The organism is Mycoplasma sp. (ex Biomphalaria glabrata), from assembly GCF_001484045.1.
In the GTDB taxonomy this organism is placed as follows: Bacteria; Bacillota_I; Bacilli_A; order Mycoplasmatales.
In genome coordinates this window covers 369,969-394,189 of the sequence record NZ_CP013128.1, presented here as the reverse complement: position 1 = coordinate 394,189, position 24,221 = coordinate 369,969, and the positions used below count along the sequence as shown (strand labels likewise).

The following is a 24,221-nucleotide window of genomic DNA, read 5'->3' as shown; positions in this document are numbered from 1 at the left end:
ATTTACATTATATTATTTTTCAAAAATAAACTAAATTAAGTTGCTGGAAAAAAATCAAATGATAATTGAATTAATCCTTCGTTCTTATCTTTGTCGATAGTATTATAGTGAAAAGAAGTCATAGCAGCAATATAGTGGAATTTATCATCTTTACCGATAAATGTAAATCACAGCAATAATCTAAGTGGCGAAACAGTAGATTTTTGTTGCAGAGTTGATCCTCAAAAAAATGGGTTTTTTAAATCTTTTGTGCCAGATTGAGTTCCAATAAAAGAAGTATAGTCAAATTGTGTTCCATTAAAAGTGTTTGATGTTTGTTCTTGATTAGATGACATATCTAAAGTACTTGCATCAACTTTTTGATCAAAATGATAAATAGAGTCATACTTGCTATCTTGTCCTGAATTAGAGGTTGTGTCATTAGTTCAATAAATACCTTTAATTTGCTTGTAATCATAATGACCTTCTGAACACATATAGTTAAATGTTTTGTTACTAATATCGTTGCATTTAATACCTTTGTTATTATCAATTTTTAAGAACGAATTAGATGGTTGTTGATCATTTAGTGCACTTTGAACCATTCCTATAATTTGATTAGAATCAATATTCTTAATGTTGAAATTGAAATTTGTCTTGTCAATAGAACAAGCTGTTAACAATGCCGCCGTTCCAACTAAAAAAGTTCCTAAAACTATTTTTTTCCCACGATTTTTTATTTTCATGTCTTAAATTATACTATTTAATTATCGGTAAATAAAGTTGTTGATGGTCAATATGCAATATTAACTGTTCCTGTTGGACCATTTCTATGTTTTTTAATGATTAATTCAGTTGGTGACATCATATTCGCATCACCCTTTTTATTGTAATAATCATCTCTGTACAAAAACATTACAATATCAGCATCTTGTTCAATAGCACCACTATCACGTAAGTCACTCATAATTGGTCGTTTATCTTCGCGCTTTTCAGGTGTTCTTGATAATTGAGACAAGGCAATAACAGGAACATCAAATTGACGAGCAATTTGCTTAACTTTTCTAGATATTTCGGACATTTTTTCTTGTGTACTTAAAGAATTATTTGTGGATGAAATTAATTGTAGATAATCAATTACAACTAATGATATTTTTTTAGAAATACTTATTTTTCTCAATGAGGATTGAATATCGTTGATGTGAATATTTGGAGAATCGTTAATAATCATTCTTAAACGACTAAATTTATCAGCAATGGTTTGTAAATTTAGTTTGTCAGTATCAGATAATGACTTATAATTTCGAATTTTTTCGCTAGGAACGTTTGATGCCATTGACATTATTCTTTGGACGATCTGTTCATTGTTCATTTCCAACGAAAAGAAAACGCAATATTCATCAGGTCTTAATTTATTTGTTGCCTCAAATAAAAATTTTAAAGCTAACGATGTTTTACCCATACTTGGTCTAGCAGCTAAAATTACTAAGTCTCCTTTTTGAAAACCATTTGTAACCTTATCTAAACTTTTTAAACCCGATGAAATTCCATTCATTGTTTCATCAGTTAAAGACATTTTTTCTATTTTTTTATAAACTTCCTGAGCAATTTCACCGATCATTTTTTCATTTTCTCGTTGACTTTGTTCAGATGAATAATTAATAATATTTTTCTCAATGTGATAAAGAATTTCTTCAACACTTTTGTTTTGGTTAATAAGAGAATTAATTTGTTCTGTTTCTTTACCAATTTTTTTGATTAATGATGCTTCCTTCAAGGTGTCAAGGTGATTTTCTAAAGTAGCAAAAGCTGTTGATTTAGAAATAATATGATTAATTTTTCTTTGACCACCAATTGTTTCAAAAATATTTTGCTTTTGAAGCTCTAAAAGAATAGTGTCCAAATTGATTGTTGATTTTTTTGCGCTCAAATCAACAATCAATTTAAATAATTGTCTCGTTTCTGAATTGAAAAAATCGCTATGTGAGATTTTTCTGATAGCTAATAATCTATTATCATCATCATCTAATATCGATCCTATGATCGATTCTTCAATAGCTAGTATGGCATTTTTATCTATCATTCTTCTCTTTTACCAACACTTTAATTGTTGATTTAATACCTTTCCCAAGATTCAAATCTATTTGAAACTCACCAAAAGCATGGATAGTTTTAAAATTATTTGGAAATGCATTCTTCGGAATTTCAACATTATGTTCATCACGAATTTTTTTTGCAATTGTTCCAGTATTTATCCCACCTATAGCTTTTTTATTGTTTGATTGTAAATAAAAAATGAATTGTTTTGTAGATAAATAATCAGAATTTTTTTTCAATAGTTGAATTTCTTCATTGTCTTTTTGTTTTTTAAGATCTAATTCTTTTTCCAATTTAATCTTATTTGCATCATTATAAGCAATAGCTAACCCTTTAGCAAATAGAAAATTATTAGCATAACCTTCACTAACCTCTACTATGGAATTTTTCTTCCCTACTTTTAAAACATCTTTAATCAAAATAACTTTCATCATCATCTCCTGCACTTTTAAGGATAATACTTTTTGCGTTCTCTTTTAAGACATTTATTAATTGATTACTCATTTGTTCATTTGTTAATGATTCGTTTTGAGTAGCGGCCGCATTAAAATGACCACCACCATTCATTTTCTCAGCAATTAATTGGACATTAACAAAACCATTGCTTCTGGCACTCATGCTAGAAACACCATTTTGATCATTTGCTATAACGAAAGCCGCCTTAATTCCTTTAATTTCAGTTAATTCTTGAGCTATTTGAGCAATAATACTTCTTGGTATTTTATATTCCTTATTCCCCATAGCCAATAAGAAACCAGGCATGATTTCAGTCGTATTTTTAATAATTTGTTGTTTTAAAGCAACTATTTCGAAAGGATCTTTTAATAAATTTTCAGCAACTTTTGCATCTGCTCCTCAACTTTTTAAAATGGCTGCCGCTTCAAAGGTTTTTTGAGAAGTTCTGTTATGAAAATAATTTGTGTCAAGAACCATTCCAGTTAACATTAAATCTAGAATGTATTGTGTTATTTTAGTATTAGGTATCAACTCATTCAAAATAAAAGTAATAATTTCACTCGAACTAGAAGCCTTAGGTTCAATATATTTATCCTCGGTTTCGATATTTCCTTTTTCATTTAAGATGTGGTGATCAATAACGATTACATTACGAGATTCATCAAAAATATTTGGAACTTCTGTACGATATTTAATATGAGTGTCTACAACGATTACTAGTGTTTTTTCATCAACAAATTTGTCTACATTTTTAGGGGAAATGTAAATACTTTTTAAATCATGAGAAGGGATAAGTTTATCTATATTATCATGAGCATTTTTATCAAGATAATTAAAATTAATAGCAATTTTAGTTTTTTTACCTAAGGCACGACACAATTCATACATCCCTAAACCTGCACCAATACAATCATAATCGCCTCATTGGTGACCAGTTACTAAAACTGAATCTGCTTCACGAATTTTTTCTCTTACCTTTAGAGCAAAAAACTTAATTTCATTTCTTATGTTTTTTTCTTTTAATGTATTTTTGCCACCAAAAATTATTCGGTCCACTTCACCATAATTTCTAATAATAGCTTGATCTCCACCTCGAGATTGAGCTCTTTTTAGATTATCAAGAGCAATTTCATAAAGCAAGTTTGGATCATTATTTCCATAACCCACACCTATATTAATTGAAACTCCCTCTTTGTTTGCTCAATGAATGCTTGTCATTTCTTGAATAAAACTAAATTTTTCGTTTGCCATTACATCTTCTAAAATATCTCGTTTTGAAAGGAAAATATATCTATCAATATCTGTCGAATAAATAAAAATATTGTGTTTTGAAGCTCATGAATTCAAAATTTGAGAAATAGTAGAAATAACTTCATATTCAAATTTTGATCCTTTTGAGGAAATAATATTTTTTAAATTATCGATATAAACAATTCCAAAAACTAATTGTTCTTTATTGTACAAATCAATAGAATTTTTATACTCTGTAACATCTTTCAAAAAGATAATATTATTATCTTTTAGAACTCTAATTTCATAAAACCTAGAATTTTTCTTGATTTGAAGTTTGTATTCAGGATTTGCTAACAATTTGTAAATTTCAGGAATTCATTCAGCAATATTTTTTCCAATAATATTTGTCGATTCTCTTTCCTCAATAAAGGAATTAATTCACGAAATATTCTTGTTTAAATCATAAATACAAATACCCAAGCCAGCAATATCGTAACCTACCTTATCAACATAATTAATAACTTGTTGAGAAGAAATTAGTTTTGTTCTAGTTAAGTAATAATTTATTCACAAAAATAGTGTAAAAAAGATCAAGTTAATCCCAAAAATTATTGAAGATAATAGAATATCTTGAATTTCACCAATTGCAATAAAAACTACTATCGATGATGCTTCTATTATGATAAATAGAATTGATAGTAGTGTTATTTTTTTTCAGACGTTTAAAATTGTATTCACAATTTAAGTATATAATTTATGATTTATAAATTAGAATAATTATCTTTTGTTATACGATAAAAGACTCATTAATCTTGCTCTTTTAATAGCATTAGCTAATAGTCTTTGTTGTTTAGCTGTAACGCTTGTAATTTTACTTGGTAAAATTTTTCCGTTACTTGCGATAAATTTTTTTAATAGATCTACATCTTTGTAATCGATAAATGTAATATTATTCTTTTTTAAGTAAGAATCTCTCTTTTTAATGATTTTCCCACTATTTTTTTTTGATTTTCTCTTTAACATTCTATAACTCCCAGTCTATTATGTCTTTACTTTCTGTTTTAATTTCTTCATCAAACGAAAAATCGTCATTTGAACTATAACTTGTTTCAAAAGATTCTTTCATTTCAGAAATCATTGGATCAATTTGGGTTGAGTTTGATTTCTGTGAAGTGGATTTTTTTTCTAAAAATTGAAAAGTTGTTATTAAAACAGTTGTTTGTGTTTGATTTACACCATCTTTTACATAATTAGAAACATTCAATCTACCTTCAATTGCAATTAAAGTTCCTTTATCTAAATAATTAATGGCGGTTTCCGCTGTCTTAGCAAAAGCTACGCACGGAATAAAATCTGTTTTCTTTTGACTACCTATTCCACGATCTGTTGCTAAATAAAATCTCGCAATTTTACCAGCACTTGAATCAGTAGCAATAGGTTTTTTAGTAACTCTTCCAATTAAAATTACTTTATTAAACATTAATCCTCCTTATTTCGCTTCTTTTAGTGGATGATTAATTTCTTTATTAACATTAATTAATAAATGTCTTAGTACTTCTTTTGAAAATTGAAAGTAGTGCTTTAATTCTTTATTGTTCTTGTTATCAATCTTTCCAACAAGAATATAATAATATCCTCTTAACTCTTTTTTAATTGGATATTCAAAGTCTTTCATTCCTCATTTGTCTAAATTGATGACTTCATTAAAGTAAGAAGAAACTTTTTGTTCAACTTCATGTAAACCTTCTTCAGTCACGTTAGAACTAACTATAAACATTAATTCATATTTTTCCATATTTATTCTCCCTTCTGGACATCTGATCACTAAGTGATAAGAGATGACAAATTTGACATAAACAATTATATATATAAATGTTAGTTTTATCAATGGGTATATTCTTTAGAAGAATTTAATTAAATAAGTTTGGCTTTAATTGTTTAATTGTTTCTGTGTTATAAAAACTATCGATTTTACGATACACTCCGTGTGAAGCAAAAAAAGTATTAACTTCGTAATTATCATTAATTTTTTTAATTCCTTTAAGGTGTTCTAAATCGGTTAAAAATGTGGTAATAAAACGAACTTTTTTATCTTTAATTAAATCATCTGACTTATAAATTTTTTTATAATTCAGTTTTTTTTCATTCATAATGATGCTTTCTCTAGCGCTGTGTTCATCTTTTCCTCATATTTTTTCATAAGGATATAATCTTCCTTCAAAATGACAAAATGTAGAAATGGCTAAAGCCGCCATTGCTGAACCCTCGGGAGCTCCACCAATACCATAAATAAAATCGTAGTCCTTAGAAACAACCAAAATTGCAGCTAAAATATCACCATCATCAATTGTTTTTACATCTACATTCATTTTCTTTAAAATTTCTATCGCAAATTTGTGACGTGGTTTGTTTAGGATTAAACATTTCAAATTTTGTTTTATTTTCTGCATTCCAATAACATTTTGTTCTAAAGTTTTTTTAAGTGAAATAGATTTTGCAAACATTTGCTTACAAAAGAATTTCTCCATATACATATCAGGTAAAGCTTTAATTTTATTTCATCTCGAAATAGCGATAACGCACCCACTAGGACCCGAATTTTTAGCAGCATTAGATGTTCCTTCAATCGGATCAACAACTATATCAAATTTATACTTACTATTCTTTTTACCTAGCACTTCATCAACATATAGCATAGGAGCCTCATCTAAGGTACCTTCACCTACTTTGACATATATTTTAGCATCCGTATCATTCAATAATTTTCGCATCTTTTTTACGGCATATTCATCTATTAAATTTTTATTATGACTTCCGATAATTGGATACGATGAAATGGCAGCTAATTCCGTTATACGAATGAATTGAAAATCCTTATTCATATCTACTAATCCTTTCAATATCCAATGGGACCGTAATTTTTTCAGTTAAATAAGACCCATCTATTGTCTTAACTCTTTTTTTTGTATATTTTTCTATTAATACTGAATCATCATAATTATCAAAGTCACCAGCTTTATTTGCTGACAAAAAAGCAGTTTGAATTAAGCTTTTTTTAAAGCATTGAGGAGTTTGAACTAAAACAAATTTTTTTCGATCTAATGTTTTTTGCACAAATTCTTTATTTACCATTTTAAGGGTATCATTTAATTTTAAAACTGGAATAATAGCATCATATTTAGGAATGTAATTTAAAATTTCTTGAATTACTTTTTTTTGTAAAAAGGGTCGTGCACCATCATGAATCATCACAAACGGAAAATTAGCCTTCGCAACAGCATTCTCAGAGCTAATTTGGCGAGTTCTTCCGCCATACGAAATTTTAAAATTGCAGTTAATAAATTTATCTTGATTTAAAATTTCTCCTAATTTTGGTAAATCTATTTTTTTAATAGAAATAATAATTTCGGCAAAAGAAAATTCAATAATTCTTTCTAACAAAATTTCAATAACTTTTTTACCGTTGATGTTGGAAAAAATCTTATTCTGACTACCAAAACGTTTAGAATTTCCAGAACATAAAACAATAAAAGTAACGTTATTCATTATTTAATTATAAACCACATTTCAATTGAGCACCACAGTTAGTGCAAGTATTGCAACCACCTATTTCTTTTACAATACCTTCATTACATAGTGGACAAATATTGTCGACTTCGTTTCCGATTTCACGATCTTGTCGATCTCCACGTAATTTTTCCTTCATGTTAATTAAATCTTGAGACGGTTCTTCTTTTGCTTCTTTTTCAAGAGATAATACTTGTGCCGTTCTTGAACCATTTACATAAACAGTTCCACCTTTAGCACCATTTTTATAAAGCATAGTGTAAATTTTTTCTACATTTTCAACTGAGTAACCTGCTGGTGCATTAACCGTTTTTGAAATAGAAGAATCTACTCATCTTTGAATAATTACTTGAACTTGTGTATGTTGTTCAGGCGTTAATTCCATAGCAGAAATAAAATAATTTGGTAATTCTTCTTGGTCATACTTATTAACTGATTTTCATTCTTTTACGATATCAGATTCTATTTCCATATCTTTTCCTAAACGACCTGATCTAAAATATTTGAAAGCAAAATATGGTTCTAAACCTGTTGATCCTCCAACTAAAGTTCCTGTACTTCCGGTTGGGGCAATCGTTAATAAATGTGAATTTCTAATTCCATAATCTAAAATATCGCGTCTTACATCCTCTGGCATTTTTTTCATAAAACCTGTTTCAATAAATGCTTCACGGTTTGTTAAATAAGGGAATGAACCTTTTTGTTTTGCTATTTCGATACTTGTTTTATAAGCGGTAACACATATAGTTTCCATAACTTTTTCGACAACAACATTTCCTTCTTCAGAACCATATGCTTTTTTGTTTCAAATTAGTAAATCATGTAAACCCATAATTCCTAGTCCAATACGTCTTTCTTTATAAGCTTGTTCACGATTTTCCTCTAAAAAATAAGGAGTTGAATCGATAACGTTATCCAACATTCTAACAGCAATAGCTACTGAAGATTTTAATTCTTCATATAAAATTTTTCCAGAATTTTTATCCACAAACTTAGCTAAATTCAAAGCTCCTAAGTTACAAACTGAAAACGGAGCTAATGGTTGTTCCCCGCAAGGATTTGTGGCAACAACTTTTTGCCCGTATGCTTTTGCGTTTGTCATCTTATTTGCAACATCAATAAAGAACACTCCTGGCTCAGCTGAATATGTGGCACAAAAAGTAACTAAGTGGTATAAATCTTTAGCTTTCATACGACGATAAATCTTAGTTTTATATCCTTTGTTTTCTCATTCACTGATATCTCCACATGATGATCATTCATTTTCATAAATCTGTTTTTCTTCAGGTGAAAAATTTTCTAAATCAGGAAAACGTAAATCTCATGTACTATCATTTTCAACAGCATTCATGAATTCATCTGATAAAGTGATTGAAATATTTGCACCAGTTAAAAATTCTGGATTCAATACTTCTCATTTTCCGCCAGCTCTTAAAGAATCAGTGGCATGTTGAACGATATTTGGTTTAAAATCTTTTTTATTTCTTAAAATACTTTCATACATTTCTCTATCACTATTTGATATCGGAATAAATTTTATTTTCTTAGCAGCTTCTTCTCTAATTAATGGATCATTTGAATTTTCTTTTAATCACAAAATAACATCGGGGCGTTGCATTTTAGAAATGATGAATTCGATAATATCGGGGTGTCAATCAGAAAGCATAATCATTTGAGCTCCACGACGACTTCCACCTTGTTCAACTAAGTGTGTTAAATTCGAAATGTCGTTTAATCAAGAAACTGCTCCTGATGATCTACCTCCCACAGCTTTAGCAACAGCGTGTTTCGGTCTTAAAGTACTTCCGTTAGTTCCAACACCACCACCTCTTGACATAATTTCCATTGCCATTTTTCTGTGGTCTGAAATACCAGAACGAGAGTCTTTAATAAACGGCAAAACGAAACAGTTAAAATAAGTTACTTTACTATCACTCCCTGCACCATATAGAACTCTACCTGCAGGTATAAAACGATAATTACTAATTTCATTAAAAAATTCCATTTCGTAACGTTTTTTTGATCCATCTGTCAATTCTTGTTCAGATAAATTATGAGCTACTCTCTTAGCAATTTGCTCTCAAAAAATTTCAAGAGGTTTTTCTATTTGGCCACAATTTCTAACAATAATACCATCATTTGCCTGTTCATCTTGCGATAAATTTGATAAATATTGTTCTTCTACTTTCACTTTTACATTACTATTATTTAGTTCGATGATATTACCAATTCCACGAGATGGAAATAGCGGATCCTCTCTTAAAATAACAACAACTAAATCGCCTTTTTTTAAGGTTTCCTGATTTTTATCTTTTTGACTATACCTATCCAGCATAACCAATCTAGAAATTCCTTGATTAGTAATTTTATAATGGTCTTCAATAGGATAAACCCATCCAAAACATCTCTCTATGTCGTCATTTAATGATTTTATGTATGATTTTGAGTACATTTTTTTCATCCCTTCATCACATTTAGGCACTAATAATTTTTCGGTTTTTGTTTCTTCTAAAAACATTTTCCCCCCTTGGTAAATATTATGATACATAATATTTAACAATATTTTTTATAAAAAAATTTTTAATTATCTAAACCCAATTAGAGCAACTAATGTGCATATATTTTTAATTTAAAGATTTTAAAGCTTGATTCATTTCAATTTTATTAATAAGAGATTTACTAAATAATGCAGCAATTAATACGATCAGTACAACAACACTAATAGATGCTAATAGGTCTCAAATATCAGTATGCGGGCTAATCCCGATTGTTAACACTGTTGTCAATTGATTTGATAAATAATTTACAGCAAAAACTGAAAGAGGAACACCAAGCCCAAGTCCAATAAAAATGGACGGCATATATATAGACATAAACAACTTATTAATTTGACCTGATGAATATCCTAGAACTTTCATAATTGACATAAATAATGAATTTTCATAAACAATTAACACGATAACCGACATAATAATGATTATAGCAATAGCAATAAAAACAAAAACGGTAATAGCGATAAAAATTTGAACCGTTGAAACAATTAAATTAACAGCATCTAAAACATCTTTTACTGAATAAAATGATGAAAAATTGGTTGAAGCGCTAAATACATTTGGATTATCTGGTGATGTTTGTAAAACAAAAGAAAAACGTGTCGATAGGTAATCACTAATACTTAAATTATTATTAAAATATTTATTATAAATTACAGCATTATTTAATTTATCATCTAGAATAGTTTGATGTGGAAAAAAAATAGTTGAAAAGTTTTTATCCGAGGTAATAATAATGTTCTTAAAATAACCGGAAAAAATTTTCTGAACTAAACAGTTTTGTCCGTTTATATTTATAATATCCCCGATTTTAATTCCATAATTATCACTAGCATTTTGATTCACCATTACTCCAGGTAAATTTTGATCTTGTTGTAAATTGTTTATTTCTGTATAGTTAATAGTATTTACAAAATTAGAAATCGGTAAGTTATTATATAAATCATTCATGCCCTTAACATCGAAATCAACATTCTCACCAGTCGGAACTTTAATAATTGTAGATGAATCTGCATAACGATAATCGTGTTCAGAATCATATAAAGAAAAACCAGAATTAATATAAAAATTTTTATTCGTGGTCGGTAATCCGCTAAAATTTGCTTCTAATTCGTTTACACTATTTATTAAACTATTTACAAATGTTTTAATATTTCCTGAAGGTAAAATGCTAGCAATATTACTTAAAACTCTAGCAACATCTGGTAGTGTACTTTTATCAATTCCTCCAGCCTGCTGATTAATTTCTTGGACTGTAAAATAATAACCGCCCATCCCGTTATTCATCATAAATGTAAATAATTTTTCAATATCTGGTGTACTTAATTTTTGAAGATTTTTAGTTCATTCTTCATTAATGTTTCTACTTGCTCCGTCCTGTTCAGGAACTAGAGAATAAGAACCATTTTTTGGTGTTAAAACGTCGGTTGTGGTTTTGCCATAATAGCTTCCATTTAAGTTAACTTCTGGATCTGGACTATTTATTAAAATATTTTTGTTATCTATAATTTGTTGACGGTTATAAGTAATTTCAAAATTGTAATTCAAAGGTTTCAAACTTTCCTGCAAATTTCTCGAAATCAAACCATTCATAGAAAAAGCTGTAAATAGTAATGTTGTTGAGAACATAATTCCTAAAAGCAAAGTTGCTAATTTTGACATTGATTTTAAAGCAGTGTTTGTTGAAAATTTTGTTCAAAAAGGAAGTCTATCTAATAATCCATTTAATGATGATAAAAAATATAAATTAGTCATAACAATTGGTCGCGTAAGAACTAATATTTTTTTAGTCGTGTACTGCATATTAAAAATAAAACCTAAACAAACCAATAACACTACCGGGAAAAATAAACCAATCAGTCATGGTACCACAAAAAATGCGGATAAAGGTATTGTTATTAAGAAAACGTCTGATGACAAGGAGGTAACAATTGCTTGTAATAAAAATCCAGTAAGCGCTCCAAACAAACCTGCTAAAATTCCAATAAATCCTAATAATGTCGAATAACTAATAGCAATACTTGCTGGCGAATAACCTAGAGATTTTAAAATACCTATTTCAGTTTTAGAATTATGAATTAATCTTTTAAGAGTAATGGCTGTAATTAGAGAAACGATAAGTGTCAACGATATCCCAAAAAAATTTCGAAAAAAAACTATTGATTCCATTGTTTTAAGAAAACGACTAATTCTAAAATCATCCACTCAAGAATTCTGAAGAATATTTATTTTTGAATCTTGGTCTCGTTGTTCTATTCATTTAAAATCGTCATCAAAAGATGTTTTGTATTTTGAATATAATTGTTGGGTAACAAAATTATTTGAAAAAATTTGCGAATTATCCCTCATTACAAATGTAGATTTCAGCGTTGAAGTGTTTGTTGATACATGACTATTAAAATTATTTACTCGATTTTCAACATCATTTAAATCTGTTATAGTCCTTTCCGCTCCAAAATTAATAATAAAGAATCCAGAATTAGTACCTTTTGTTGAAATGTTATCTCCAATAACTGGAGAAACTAAATTGGCAGGTTTGGCAAATCCTGTAATTAGTAATGTCAATCCAAAAATACTCACACTATCACCGATGTGAATATTTCAATTTTCTGCCCATGGTTGACTAGCTAAGACAGGTAATCCGGTTTTTATTTCGGAATTAATGTCTGGATTCTCATCGTTTATATTAAATTGATTATTCATTTTTGTAATATCAGGTAAATCTACCTTGGCATTATTAAATGTAAAAGGATGATCATTTGTTCCATTAAAATTTAAAAAAGAAAAATAACTCAAAACTCCTCTAAAATTTGTAATTGAAGTAATTTCGTAATTTTCAGTTCACTCTAAACCTTTACTTCCGAAAGGTTTGTTAAATCAATTATTAAAATTATCATTAGTAATCGGTGAACCATCTTTTAAAGATACTTTGTTTTTATCTAGCGAATAGTAATGCAAATAAGTTTGATTTTCGTATTTTGCAAAAGATGTTTCATAATTATCTAATGAAAAAGCAAAAACAACAAACAATAAGGAATTTAATAAAGAAATAAAAAGAATCGATATGAAACTAATCTTATTCTTAGAAATACTTTTAAAATTATTTTTAAATAAATAAAACATTTTTTTGATTTTCTACCATTATTTTGTTTTTAATGTTGGAAATAAAATTACGTCGCGAATATTTCTTCTATTTGTTAGCAACATAATTAGACGATCAATTCCGATGCCTAACCCCCCTGTAGGCGGCATTCCGTATTCCAAAGCCTCAATGAAATCTATATCTATTTCATTCGCTTCCTTATTTCCTTTCTCTTTCTCTTTTAATTGGTTTTCCAAGCGTTCCATTTGATCATCTGGGTCATTTAATTCCGTAAAAGCATTAGCGTATTCTCTTCCCCCAATAAATAATTCAAATCTATCCGTAAAACGTTCATCTTCTTTCAATTTTTGAGCAAATGGCGATATTTCAATTGGATAATCATAAATAAATGTCGGATTTATAAGTGTTTTCTCTACAAAATGTTCAAAAAATAAATTAACTACATGTCCAAAGGTTTTTTGATGATTTTCAACATGTATGTTATGTTCTTTACATATCTTTAGCAAATCATCTATTGAATAATTTTTCGCTAAAAAGTTGATATTAGTTTCTTTTTTGATGCTATCTATCATCGAAATTCTACTAAATTCATTTAAATCGATGTCGTTGCCATCATAATTTATTTTCATACTAGTCATAATTTTTGATGCAGCATGCTTAATTAAATCTTCAGTCAACTTCATCATATCTCGAAGGTCTTGATTTGCGATATAAATTTCAATGGCAGTAAATTCGGGATTATGTTTTATAGAAATGCCTTCATTACGGAAATTTTTTCCCATCTCATAAACACCTCTATAACCACCAACAATTAGTCTTTTTAAAAATAATTCTGGGGCAACACGTAAATAAAAATCTCTGTCTAATTGGTTGTGATGTGTAACAAACGGTTCAGCTGCTGCTCCACCAAGAATTGCATGAAGCATTGGAGTGTCAACCTCTAAAATATTTTGATCATCCAAAAAATTTCTAATTGATTTAATAATTTTAGTTCTATCAATAAAAACTTGTTTTGTTTCATCACTTGTAATTAAATCTACATAACGGTGACGATATTTTTCTTCTATATCATTCAAACCATGATATTTTTCAGGTAAAACCTTCAAACTTTTTGTGACATTTTCTCAAGATTTAATTTTTAAGGTTAATTCACCAAGTTTGGTTTTCATAATCGTTCCAGTAACATAAACAATATCCCCTATATCCATTAAACCTAGCCCTGCAAATTCATTTTCAGTTAAGGCATCTTGTCTAGCATAACATTGAATTGATTTTAGAACTTCTTTAATATTAAAGAAAATTGTTTTTCCCTGATCACGTTTAGCCATTACGCGACCCATTACTTGATAGGTGTAATTATTTTTGTTTTCAAGTTCCTCTTTTGATAATTCATTATATCTAATAAATAATTCTTCAATTGAAGTATTAGTTTCTTTTTTTGATGAATAATTTTCAAATCCTAAATTTTTTAATTTTTCTTTTTGTCACGACGAATTTGTTCCTGTTCAGAAAATTTTCTATTGTATTCCATGTCTATCCTTTTAAAACATCAATTGGTTTAATTCTATCTAATGCTTTTCTATTTAGAAATATATTTAAGGTATAAATAAAAACAATTATTACTAGACCGATTGCGAAATGTCATCATTGAGCAAACTCTCATATTGAAATACCCGATTGAGCTAAATTTAAACCAGTAACCGAACCGATAACGTCTAATAAAACGCTGAAAATACCAATAACAACAGGAATTGCTAGAAGGAATGCCAAAATAACTGTCATAAAATACGGTTGAGTGATAATTTTTATTACTTCAGAATTACGGTAACCCATAATTTTAAAAGCAGAAATATTTTTTTTGTTATCATCAATAACAATGTTTGTTGAAACTAGAATAATTATTAACGATACAACCAAAAAGAATAATAGCGTTCCATATAAAACAATTGTAATTAGTTGAACAATTTTATCGATAGCATCTACAACTTCTTTCTTTGAATAAGCATTTTGTACCGATATTGAAGATTGATTTGCAGAACCTATACATGTAGGGTCGGCGGGTCCACTACATTTATATCCATTTGCAAATTGAGTCGGGTCTCAATTTTTATCAGAAGTGTCTGACATTCCAAAACGATCATAATTTCCGTATGGTGTTCAAATTGAAAATATCGATAAATCAGCATTTTCTAATTGCGTTGATAGTCGGCCGTTAAAATAAATATCACTTTGATCGTCCTTAAATGAATACAATGTGTATCCACCAGATAAACTATATTTATCGTTTTTAATATCTCCTTGCAGTAAAGGAGCTCAAATTTTATCTTGATAAGGGTGACCATCTGAAGCTAAATGAGCATTAGGCGTTTTTGATAAATAATTTTCAATGTCATCTAAACTAACCGGCGTTAAAGCTTGAGCAATCGGTGAATTAGAGTTATAGTAAGTGGGTTTAGATAATTCACTAATCGTTGATGATGTTAAATCGAAAGGTGATTTTGCTTGTAAATTGTAAATAAAATGATCATTTGTTGTTGGTGCATAATATCCAGCGATTTCGTTAGCTAATGAGTGTGTTGTAAAAATTCTTGCATCACCAAAATCATTTGCAACACCAATACTATGCATTTTAACTGTGTAAGGAATTGTTTCTATTTTAAATTTCCCTTTAGCAACCAAAGCATCAACACTATTATTAACATCCACGACTTTGTCTTGAGTTGGACGTGCTTGCGACGGATCAAATGTTGATTCAGCATTTAGAAAGGCATCTGTTGAACTTCCTGGACTATTTAGCGGATCAAAAAAAACTGATAACCCATTATTCAATGATCAATAGTAATTATTTGGATTAATCGCCAACCATTTATTTGGATCTGTTGGGTCCTGATAAAATCCGACTTGATAGTTTGATTGATACATAAAATCCCCATTACTATCAATGGCATTATTAACCTTCAAATCGTTCTCTAGTGTTTTATTGACAAAACACGGGAAAACATTTTTCCCAGCATATTGCAATAAAGAACTATTTAATTTACTAAATAAATCTGTTTGTCCGTCTGTTAAATTAAAACTACTATTGGGATTTAAACCTCATATTTCTGACTTAATATTTTTATCTTCGATATTACCATTTATGTGAGTGTATAGTGTGTCTGTTAAATAACTATATTCTATATCTGCAGCTGTCAAATAAATGTTCGGTTGAGCACCAGTTCCAAATAATTTTTGGTTAATATATGCTGGAGCATTTTGCCTAATTACTTGGGTAATACAATCTACTCCTGTTTTTATTCCTGGTCCGTTTGGATCTATACCCAAAGCACTACAAATTGTATTCTTGAAAGCCGGAGCACTAATTCCACTATTGTCTAAGTTTTGAACCCATTTTGTACTAATTACAAACCCACCTAAATAACTAAATAATGATAGGTTTAAAGGTGAACTTGTGTAATTTGGTGCATAACTTGTTTGGTAATCATCATTTTCATCAAAAACACTATAACGATTATCTACTCCTTTTTCGCCATTGAATGGTGAAAAAGGTCCTCCAACTGGTGATAAATATGGATCTGTTGTATCAACTTGTTGATCAAAACTTTGTTCTGAATTACCTTTTGTAACCGGAATATTAATAGCTGTATCGTGATATTCACTATAGGATTGGTAATTTCCGAATCCATTAATAGCTCCTGATTTAAAAACACCTAAGGCATTAGGTAATAAAATAGAAATCAAAATTAAAGTTGATGAAGTAAACATAATTATTGCAACAGTTGCAATACGAGAAATGTATCTAGTAGCAATTGATCATTGCATACTACGTAAATTGCGAATGTATTGATAATCGCGATATTTTTTTTCTTGTCATTCTTGTTCTGATAATTCTTTTTTTAGAGTTTTATTACGTAAATGGCGACGATAAAATTTATTATTCTCTAAAATATTTTTAAAGAAATTAGGTTCTTTTTTCACTTTAAACCTCCCTTTTCACTAATTCAATAGTCGTCACATTTCTTAATTTAAATCACAAGAATAAGAATGTTATTGAACAAGTAATTATGATAGCTATTATCGCGGAAATAACAGAATATATTGCAATTTCTCCGAAATCTCATGGTGTCCCAAAAATTGGTAAATTAAATAAACTTAAAAATAATTGAGTAATAAAATAATAAACTCCAATTGAGACAAAAATAGCCAAAACTGATGAAACAATCGTGCTAATAAACGAATAACCTACATAACTTAAAATAATTTCTAGTTTTCGATAACCATTGGCAATGAAAATACCAATATGTTGACTATCTTGATCTAGACGCTTCTTGCTAATGATGGTAATGATGAATCATGTAACTATCGTTAAAATAATCATCAAAACGATCATAATACTCTTTGTGTCATCAATTATATTACCAAAAGTATTTGAGCGGTTATTAAATAAAAATTTTGGGTCATTCCCGTTATATATATTGAAGGAATAATTAAAACCACTTCCAGTTACATTTAAAATTCCGGTTGAGTTGTTGAATGCTGGGTTTTTTATTTTATTTTGTAAAAAATTTCGAAAATCGAAATTTTTTTGATTCGTTGCTCCCATAATATAAATTTCGCGGTCTTGATTAGATGTTGTTGCAAATCGACTTCCATCAGCTAAATCTGTTGGATTGTAATAAAAGGCATTAGGACTACAATAAACCATTGCCTCGTTTTGACCATCAGGAATTTGATTTAATTTATCAACTTGCATAAATAAAAAATCATAACTAACTGCATAACCAACAACTTTATAAGGTTTATCTTGCCCTACCGTTATTGAATCTCCTAAATTGATATGTCTTGCTTGAGCATAAAATGGTGAAATGTAAATTTCATCAGCTTGCATTTTACTCGGATCAATCATCGTTTTAACAATAATAGTTTTATCTACACCGGTCGCTTGATATGGTTCAACTTTAAATACTGAATTTGCACCCTTATCTCCAGATACCGATCCAGTATATAATTCGTGAATATCTTTAACTGTATATTGTTCTTGTACATTACTACTTGTAAAAAAAGGATTCAAATAAGTTTCGATATTTTTTAATAAATGACTTTCGTCGTGAATTTGATGATTTTTATCATTTTCATCACTGACATCAGAAAGATTAGAAATATCCATAATAAATTGATGTGGTGTTGATTCTTTAACCATTTCATCGTATTTTTTACTAATAACTTGAATCGATGAACTTACGCCAATTGCAAAACTGACACCTATACAAACTAAAACAATTAAAGCTATTAACTGTGTTTTGTGTGAAAAGATCCCTTTATACATATTTTTAAGAATTTTGTTCATAATTTTCCTACTCGGCTTGAATTGCTTTTAAAAATCCAATTTTTTTGATTAAGCGATACCCCGATAAAACTGATAATGCATACAAAATAATTATAATTGATAATGAAATCAAAATATCAAAGATGTTTAATGAGAAATCCACTAAAACATTAGCGTTAGAAGAAATAGTGTTTGTTAAATAATTTAGTAAAACATTAACAAAACCTATTGATAACAAGAATGCAGCTAACATTACAGGTAAATACATTCCAAGAAACATTCTATTAATTTGATTTGTTCGATAACCAAGAACTTTCATAATAGATATGATTATTTTATTTTCATTGATAATTACATTTGCAATAACTAATATGATAATTAATGAAATTATTGCGCTAGCAATTATTAATAAAGTAATCATGATATTTAATTTATTAATTTGCCCTGATATAAATTCCTTTAATTGATTTAAATTAAAATATCAAGATAAAAAAGTTGAATTAGAAACCTTAGAAACATTTATCGGAAGATAATTAAAAGGGTATTCTTGCATTGTTTCATTAGATAATAACATGTTACTAAAATGCTCTTGTTCCGATAGTGATTCTGAAATTAATTTATTATATGTAACTATTGAAATTTTTTGCTCATCTAACAAATATTTGTACATATTTGTTGGTGACATGGTTATTTCACTCATTACTCTATTATCATAAATATCAACAATTTCACATTTTGTATTACCCAACTCCATTGTTGATCCAACTTTTAAGGAATCTTGTTGGGCTAAAAATGTCGAAACAGCAATCGGAGTGTAATTACTTATTTTTTGTTCTAATGCTTGCTGAAAAGAATTAGTATAATATGTCATAAATTTAGATAAATTTTTATAATCCCCATATCATGAAATAATCGATGTTGTTTGCAAATTGTTTTGTTGATTGGGATCAATCTTATCCTGAAAATTCAAACCGCTAACGTCATTTTGACCTTGCACTAAATAACCAAAAGTTACATATGGTTTTGATGAATTAATAACTTCACTTAGGTAAATCAACAAAACACCCAATTCTGTTCTTAATTGTTGGTTAGAAGTGGTGTTGATAATGTTCGTTATGAAAGGAATTATAGTTACTTTCAAATAATTTTTATTATCATCTGTTAATAAATAATATTTTCCAGATAATGCTACCAAATCAAAAGAACCTTTGTTAATACTATCTTCAATAGCTTTAAAAAGAGAGGTTGAATCTAAAGGACTTATGTATTGATCAGGATTACCTGCCTGCCCTTTGGCCCATAAACATTCAGGAATTCGTTGCTCTCCGTTAATACATTTTTCTTGAAACATTTTATAGTTATTATTTAGTAAATAATTTTCATTAAATTTATACATGTAATTATAATGTGATGTGGCTAAGGCATTTCTTGATAATACCTCCACAGTTGATGATGCTGACACACTAAATAGTGCTAGAAATCCTGAAATTAGTGTACTTACAGCCACAATTGTCATTTTGCCAATAGATTTTAAAAACAAAGCAAAAGTGAAACGAAATTTAAATGATAAATTAGACGTTCATACACGCAATAAACTAAATATGAAAGTAACTTTATCCGATGTTGCTCCCCTCATTAAGGATGCTGTGTTTTTTGATATTAAGCGAACAGAGAAAAATAAATTTGTTCCCGAAATTAAAATAATTGGAATGACTAAAGAAAAAAAGAAAGTTTGTCATGAGTAATCAAATATATTTAACGGATAATACATGTGGTAGAGTTCGTTAATAAATGATTGCAATAAAAATCCCGTTAGCGATCCTAATACAGATCCTATCAAACAAGCAACAAAGGAAAAAGGTAAAAACCAAGCAGCAATTTCAAGATTAGTGTAACCAAGTGATTTTAATAAACCGATTTGTTTTTGTGAATCTGAAATTCTTCTTCTAACAACTATAAATGTAATTATTCCGGCATTACTTAACAATATAACCAAGAAAATGTTAGCAATTTGGGCGTTCAAAAATAATGATGTTGAAATTATTGAAATTCTTCTATTTGTATTATCAAAATCAAGTCCTGATTTATAAGCAAAATTAAAAAAATGAAATTTTGGGTTTTTTATAACTAGTTTTGATTGCAATAAGTTATCTAAGTCACTAACCTTAGCATTGACTTGATCAACTGTATGAAAATCTGTATTAAATCGAAAATCTATACTTTTTGAATTAACTTGATAAGTTTTTGCAATATTTTGAAAAGTAAAAGGATTTGTAACAATGTATGCCATAGCTCCGTTGTTAAAAAATGGTGAAACTTGTTCGTTTACATAATAAGGCAATACTCCAAATCCTGTGATTTTTAAAGGCTGTAAATTAAATGGATTAATCATATCACCAATATGATAATTATTTAATTTTGCTCAATCTGGATTTACAATACAATTTCCATCTTGTAAATAATTAGACTCCATATAATTAGCATTTTGAAAATAAGGAATCATATAATTCATATTATTTTCTAATGGTTCAACTGTAATTTGCTGAACTTGATTATTTAAGAATATTTGTGTAGAAACTTTTTGAGCAATGTCTCAATCATAGTCAAATTGTGATGAGCTAGAATAATAATTTATTAGATTTAATTCGCATTCATAACTATTTTGTTGATTTGAAAAATCAACATAGTTTTTACATTGTTGTTTAATTACAGGATCACTTGGATTTCAGTCAAATGAACTTGTATTGTTATCTGGAGTATTAAAATTATAAAGCTTTGTTGCTTTTGAATAATAATAAAAACTATCTGAAATTGCTTTACCTGATAAATTTAGTGTTGTAAAAATAGTGATTCCTGAAAAAATTAATAATATACAACATAAAAATTGGAAAAAGTATTTTCTTATTTCAACAAACCCATTTTTAATTAATAGAATCATCTACTACGCTCAATTAATTTCTTTTGGAGATTTTGGATCCTTAATTGTTTTATAAGACTGGATTCCACCATTCACAATGGTAATAACTGAATTAGCAATTTCAGCAATATTTGGATTATGCGTAACAAGAATAATAGTTGTTTTATTTTTTTTATTAATATTAACTAAAACTTCAAGGACAATTCTTCCTGTGGCTTCATCTAGTGCTCCGGTTGGTTCATCACAAAACAATATTGAAGGTTCTTTTGCCAAAGCTCTAGCGATACTTACACGCTGTTGTTGACCACCAGATAATTGATAAGGAAATTTATGCATATGATCTTCTAATCAAATCATTTTAAAAATTTTATCTATTTTTAATTCACTTTTCTTGTTTCTATTTAGGTTAGCTCCAACTTCAGCATTTTCTTTTGCAGTTAAATGAGGAAGTAAATTGTATTGTTGGAAAACAAAACCTATTTTGTTTCTTCTAAACTCAGTTAAATGCTTATCTTTCAATAATGCAATGTTATAACCATCAACTAAAATATCACCACTGTCAATAGTATCTAGTCCACTAATTACATTAAGTAACGTTGTTTTTCCTGAACCTGAAGGCCCTAAAATAACGACAAAATCACCACGCTTTATTTTCAAATCAATATTTTTCAAAACTTGAAAACTATTAGCTCCTTGTGTGTATGATTTACGGACTTGTGAAACTTCAATAATGTGTTGCTCTAGATCTGGTTTGATACCAGTTGTTGCAATAACATCTCCACGAATAATGCGTGTAGAATATTTCTTTCTTGTCATAGCCGCCTGTTTTAAAAGTTGCTTCTGAATTTTTTTTGCTTCCTTAAATTTTATTTTATCTTCGCGTTTTTGCTTAGATATCTCTTTTTTTTCTTCTTGTGTTACTTCTGTTTTAGACATGTGTTCCCCTTTTTGAACTAATCTTTTTTATCAGTATCAGTGTCTTTTTCTAAACTTTTTACACTAACCGCTGGATTGTTAGTATAAACTTTTTTTACTTTCTTTATATCTTCTATCTTATTTAAATTTACTTTTCTTAACTTATTGTGTGCTAAATCTTCAACATTTTTTTCAGGAATTGTATGAGTTTCAAGTATTTGTTTCAAATCTTCTTCATCCAAAGTTTCATATTTTAGCAATCCTTGTGCTATTAAATCTAATTCCTTACGATATTTTTTTAATATTTTTTTAGATTGATCGTAACATTCAATCATTGTTTTTTCTACAATTTCATCTATTTGATTTAATTTTTTATCCGAGATTGTTACTTCTCTTGGGATGGCATAACCTGAGGAATTATTTGATGTAACAATTGCGTAGTTTACCATGCCTAATTCACTCATTCCAAATACAGTTACCATTCTACGAATTATGTCTGATGAAACCTCAAAATCATTAACAGCTCCGGTTGTTATGTTATCTTTACCGAAAATTAATTCTTCTGATGCCCTTCCTCCAAGGAAAGTAATTATTTTTGAAACTAATTGTTTTTTAGGCATTAAAGAATTATCTTCTTCTGGAGTTGATAAAGTATATCCTCCAGCGTTTCCTCTAGGAACTATCGAAACTTTAGTAACTTTATCACCTGTTTCCATTTTTAAACCAATTAATGCATGCCCTGCTTCATGATAAGCAATTAATTCTTTTTCATGTTTTGTGTAAACTTTCGAAACTTTAGATAAACCTGCAATAATTCTATCGAATGATTCGTTAATTTCATCATTAGTTACTATCGTTTTACCGAAACGAACAGCTAAAATGGCAGCTTCATTGATTAAATTTTCTAATTCAGCACCACTAAAACCAGCCGTCTTTCTTCCTATTAATTCAAAATCTACAGTGACATCAAAATTTTTATTTTTTGCATGAATTTTTAAAATTTGCATACGTTCTTGTAAGTTAGGTAGATGAAAATTTACCTTTCTATCAAAACGACCTGGTCTTAATAATGCGGGATCTAAAACTTCTGCGCGATTTGTTGCAGCCATAACAACTATTCCACTAGAAGTATTAAATCCGTCCAATTCAACAAGAATTTGGTTTAAAGTTTGTTCTCTTTCATCGTTTCCGCCACCGATACCAATTCCTCTACTTCGACCAACAGCATCAATTTCATCAAAGAAAATTATACAAGGAGACATTTTACGAGCCGTTTTAAATAAATCTCTTACTCTTGAAGCTCCTAAACCTACAAACATTTCTACAAAATCTGATCCTGATACCGAAAAGAAAGGTACATTCGCTTCACCAGCAACAGCTTTAGCTAATAATGTTTTTCCAGTTCCAGCGGGACCTACCAACAATACTCCGCGCGGTAATCTAACACCCATCGCATTAAATTTCTCAGGAGATGTTAAAAATGACACAATTTCTTGTAGTTCTTCCTTCTCTTCTTTATAACCAGCAACATCATTAAATGTTAAATTAGATGTTGAAATTTTAGCTTTTGATTTGCTATCAAAACCCATGTCCATTTTTCCTGATTTAGCAATATTTTTGAATAGGAAAAACATTAAAGCTCCGATTAATAAAACCGGAATTAAACTACTTAAAAGTGACTCTCAAAAACTTGGACCTTCATTCTTATGAATTTGAATGACATGTCCTCCATCTAGATTTAAAAGTTTATCTAAAAATGTTTCAGTGCCACCAGGAAAAGCCGCATTTAAAAAGGAAACTTCTACAAGATGATGTTTACCACTAGGATCAATTAAATCAAAATAACCTGTATACACGGCCGAATCAAAATATAGTGTTCCTTTACTAATTTTTCAACCATTACCTAAATGGTTAATTAAGTCGTATATGCTTATTTCGCCATAAGGAGAATAGAAAAATAAGAAGTAAACAATAACACCTATTATTGCTAAAGCTGTACATCATATAATGATTTTTCTTATATTGTTATTTTTTTCAGTATTATTTTGAGGTTTCTTATTTTTATCCATTAATTCT

The 24,221-nt window shown here is 28.7% G+C and carries 17 protein-coding genes; all 17 read right to left on the bottom strand.

Translation table 4 applies throughout. The features are described 5' to 3' along the window. Window positions 1-35 precede the first annotated feature (35 nt). The 17 genes from ASO20_RS01720 to ftsH all read right to left on the bottom strand — a co-directional run bounded on the left by ASO20_RS01720 (window position 36) and on the right by ftsH (window position 24,214). Complete coding sequence (locus tag ASO20_RS01720; protein ID WP_085056248.1) at window positions 36-725, bottom strand: hypothetical protein; 690 nt, start codon at window positions 723-725, stop codon at window positions 36-38. Window positions 726-742: 17 nt separating this feature from the next. Continuing rightward, complete coding sequence (dnaB, locus tag ASO20_RS01715) at window positions 743-2,062, bottom strand: replicative DNA helicase (RefSeq protein WP_085056247.1); 1,320 nt, start codon at window positions 2,060-2,062, stop codon at window positions 743-745. Continuing rightward, window positions 2,052-2,510, bottom strand: a complete 459-nt coding sequence (gene rplI / locus ASO20_RS01710) for a 50S ribosomal protein L9 (RefSeq protein ID WP_232297025.1) — start codon at window positions 2,508-2,510, stop codon at window positions 2,052-2,054. Before rplI ends, dnaB begins: the two co-directional genes overlap by 11 nt. Then, window positions 2,488-4,503: a DHH family phosphoesterase gene (locus tag ASO20_RS01705; protein WP_085056245.1), complete on the bottom strand. Its 2,016-nt coding sequence runs from the start codon at window positions 4,501-4,503 to the stop codon at window positions 2,488-2,490. Before ASO20_RS01705 ends, rplI begins: the two co-directional genes overlap by 23 nt. A gap of 39 nt (window positions 4,504-4,542) precedes the next feature. After that, window positions 4,543-4,788 carry a 30S ribosomal protein S18 gene (rpsR, locus tag ASO20_RS01700; RefSeq protein WP_085056244.1) on the bottom strand — a complete coding sequence of 82 codons (246 nt, stop codon included), beginning with the start codon at window positions 4,786-4,788 and terminating at the stop codon, window positions 4,543-4,545. Window position 4,789: 1 nt separating this feature from the next. Continuing rightward, window positions 4,790-5,245 (bottom strand): single-stranded DNA-binding protein, encoded by a 456-nt coding sequence (locus ASO20_RS01695; protein ID WP_085056243.1) that lies wholly within the window; start codon window positions 5,243-5,245, stop codon window positions 4,790-4,792. A gap of 9 nt (window positions 5,246-5,254) precedes the next feature. After that, window positions 5,255-5,560, bottom strand: coding sequence for a 30S ribosomal protein S6 (gene rpsF, locus ASO20_RS01690; protein WP_085056242.1), 306 nt, complete (start codon window positions 5,558-5,560; stop codon window positions 5,255-5,257). Between the two features lie 115 nt (window positions 5,561-5,675). After that, window positions 5,676-6,647: a fructose-bisphosphatase class II gene (locus ASO20_RS01685; RefSeq protein WP_085056241.1), complete on the bottom strand. Its 972-nt coding sequence runs from the start codon at window positions 6,645-6,647 to the stop codon at window positions 5,676-5,678. Continuing rightward, on the bottom strand, window positions 6,640-7,311 hold the full coding sequence (locus ASO20_RS01680; protein WP_085056240.1) for a 2-C-methyl-D-erythritol 4-phosphate cytidylyltransferase: 672 nt from the start codon (window positions 7,309-7,311) through the stop codon (window positions 6,640-6,642). Before ASO20_RS01680 ends, ASO20_RS01685 begins: the two co-directional genes overlap by 8 nt. Before the next feature lie 7 nt (window positions 7,312-7,318). Beyond that, entirely contained in the window at window positions 7,319-9,850 is a 2,532-nt protein-coding gene (locus ASO20_RS01675) for a vitamin B12-dependent ribonucleotide reductase (RefSeq protein WP_198140213.1), read from the bottom strand. Window positions 9,851-9,956: 106 nt separating this feature from the next. Further along, the gene (locus ASO20_RS01670; RefSeq protein ID WP_085056239.1) at window positions 9,957-13,007 is read right to left on the bottom strand and encodes an FtsX-like permease family protein; all 3,051 of its coding nucleotides are present in this window, start codon (window positions 13,005-13,007) and stop codon (window positions 9,957-9,959) included. 18 nt (window positions 13,008-13,025) lie between these two features. After that, window positions 13,026-14,405 carry a lysine--tRNA ligase gene (lysS, locus tag ASO20_RS01665; RefSeq protein WP_335338222.1) on the bottom strand — a complete coding sequence of 460 codons (1,380 nt, stop codon included), beginning with the start codon at window positions 14,403-14,405 and terminating at the stop codon, window positions 13,026-13,028. Window positions 14,406-14,520: 115 nt separating this feature from the next. Next, window positions 14,521-16,965 (bottom strand): ABC transporter permease, encoded by a 2,445-nt coding sequence (locus tag ASO20_RS01660; protein WP_085056238.1) that lies wholly within the window; start codon window positions 16,963-16,965, stop codon window positions 14,521-14,523. Window position 16,966: 1 nt separating this feature from the next. Further along, window positions 16,967-18,334, bottom strand: coding sequence for an ABC transporter permease (locus tag ASO20_RS01655; RefSeq protein WP_085056237.1), 1,368 nt, complete (start codon window positions 18,332-18,334; stop codon window positions 16,967-16,969). 7 nt (window positions 18,335-18,341) lie between these two features. Continuing rightward, a complete protein-coding gene (locus tag ASO20_RS01650) occupies window positions 18,342-21,251 on the bottom strand; it encodes an ABC transporter permease (protein ID WP_085056236.1) in 2,910 nt (969 codons plus the stop codon). A gap of 3 nt (window positions 21,252-21,254) precedes the next feature. Then, entirely contained in the window at window positions 21,255-22,166 is a 912-nt protein-coding gene (locus ASO20_RS01645; protein ID WP_085056235.1) for an ABC transporter ATP-binding protein, read from the bottom strand. Between the two features lie 17 nt (window positions 22,167-22,183). Continuing rightward, window positions 22,184-24,214, bottom strand: a complete 2,031-nt coding sequence (gene ftsH, locus ASO20_RS01640) for an ATP-dependent zinc metalloprotease FtsH (RefSeq protein ID WP_085056234.1) — start codon at window positions 24,212-24,214, stop codon at window positions 22,184-22,186. Window positions 24,215-24,221 lie beyond the last annotated feature (7 nt).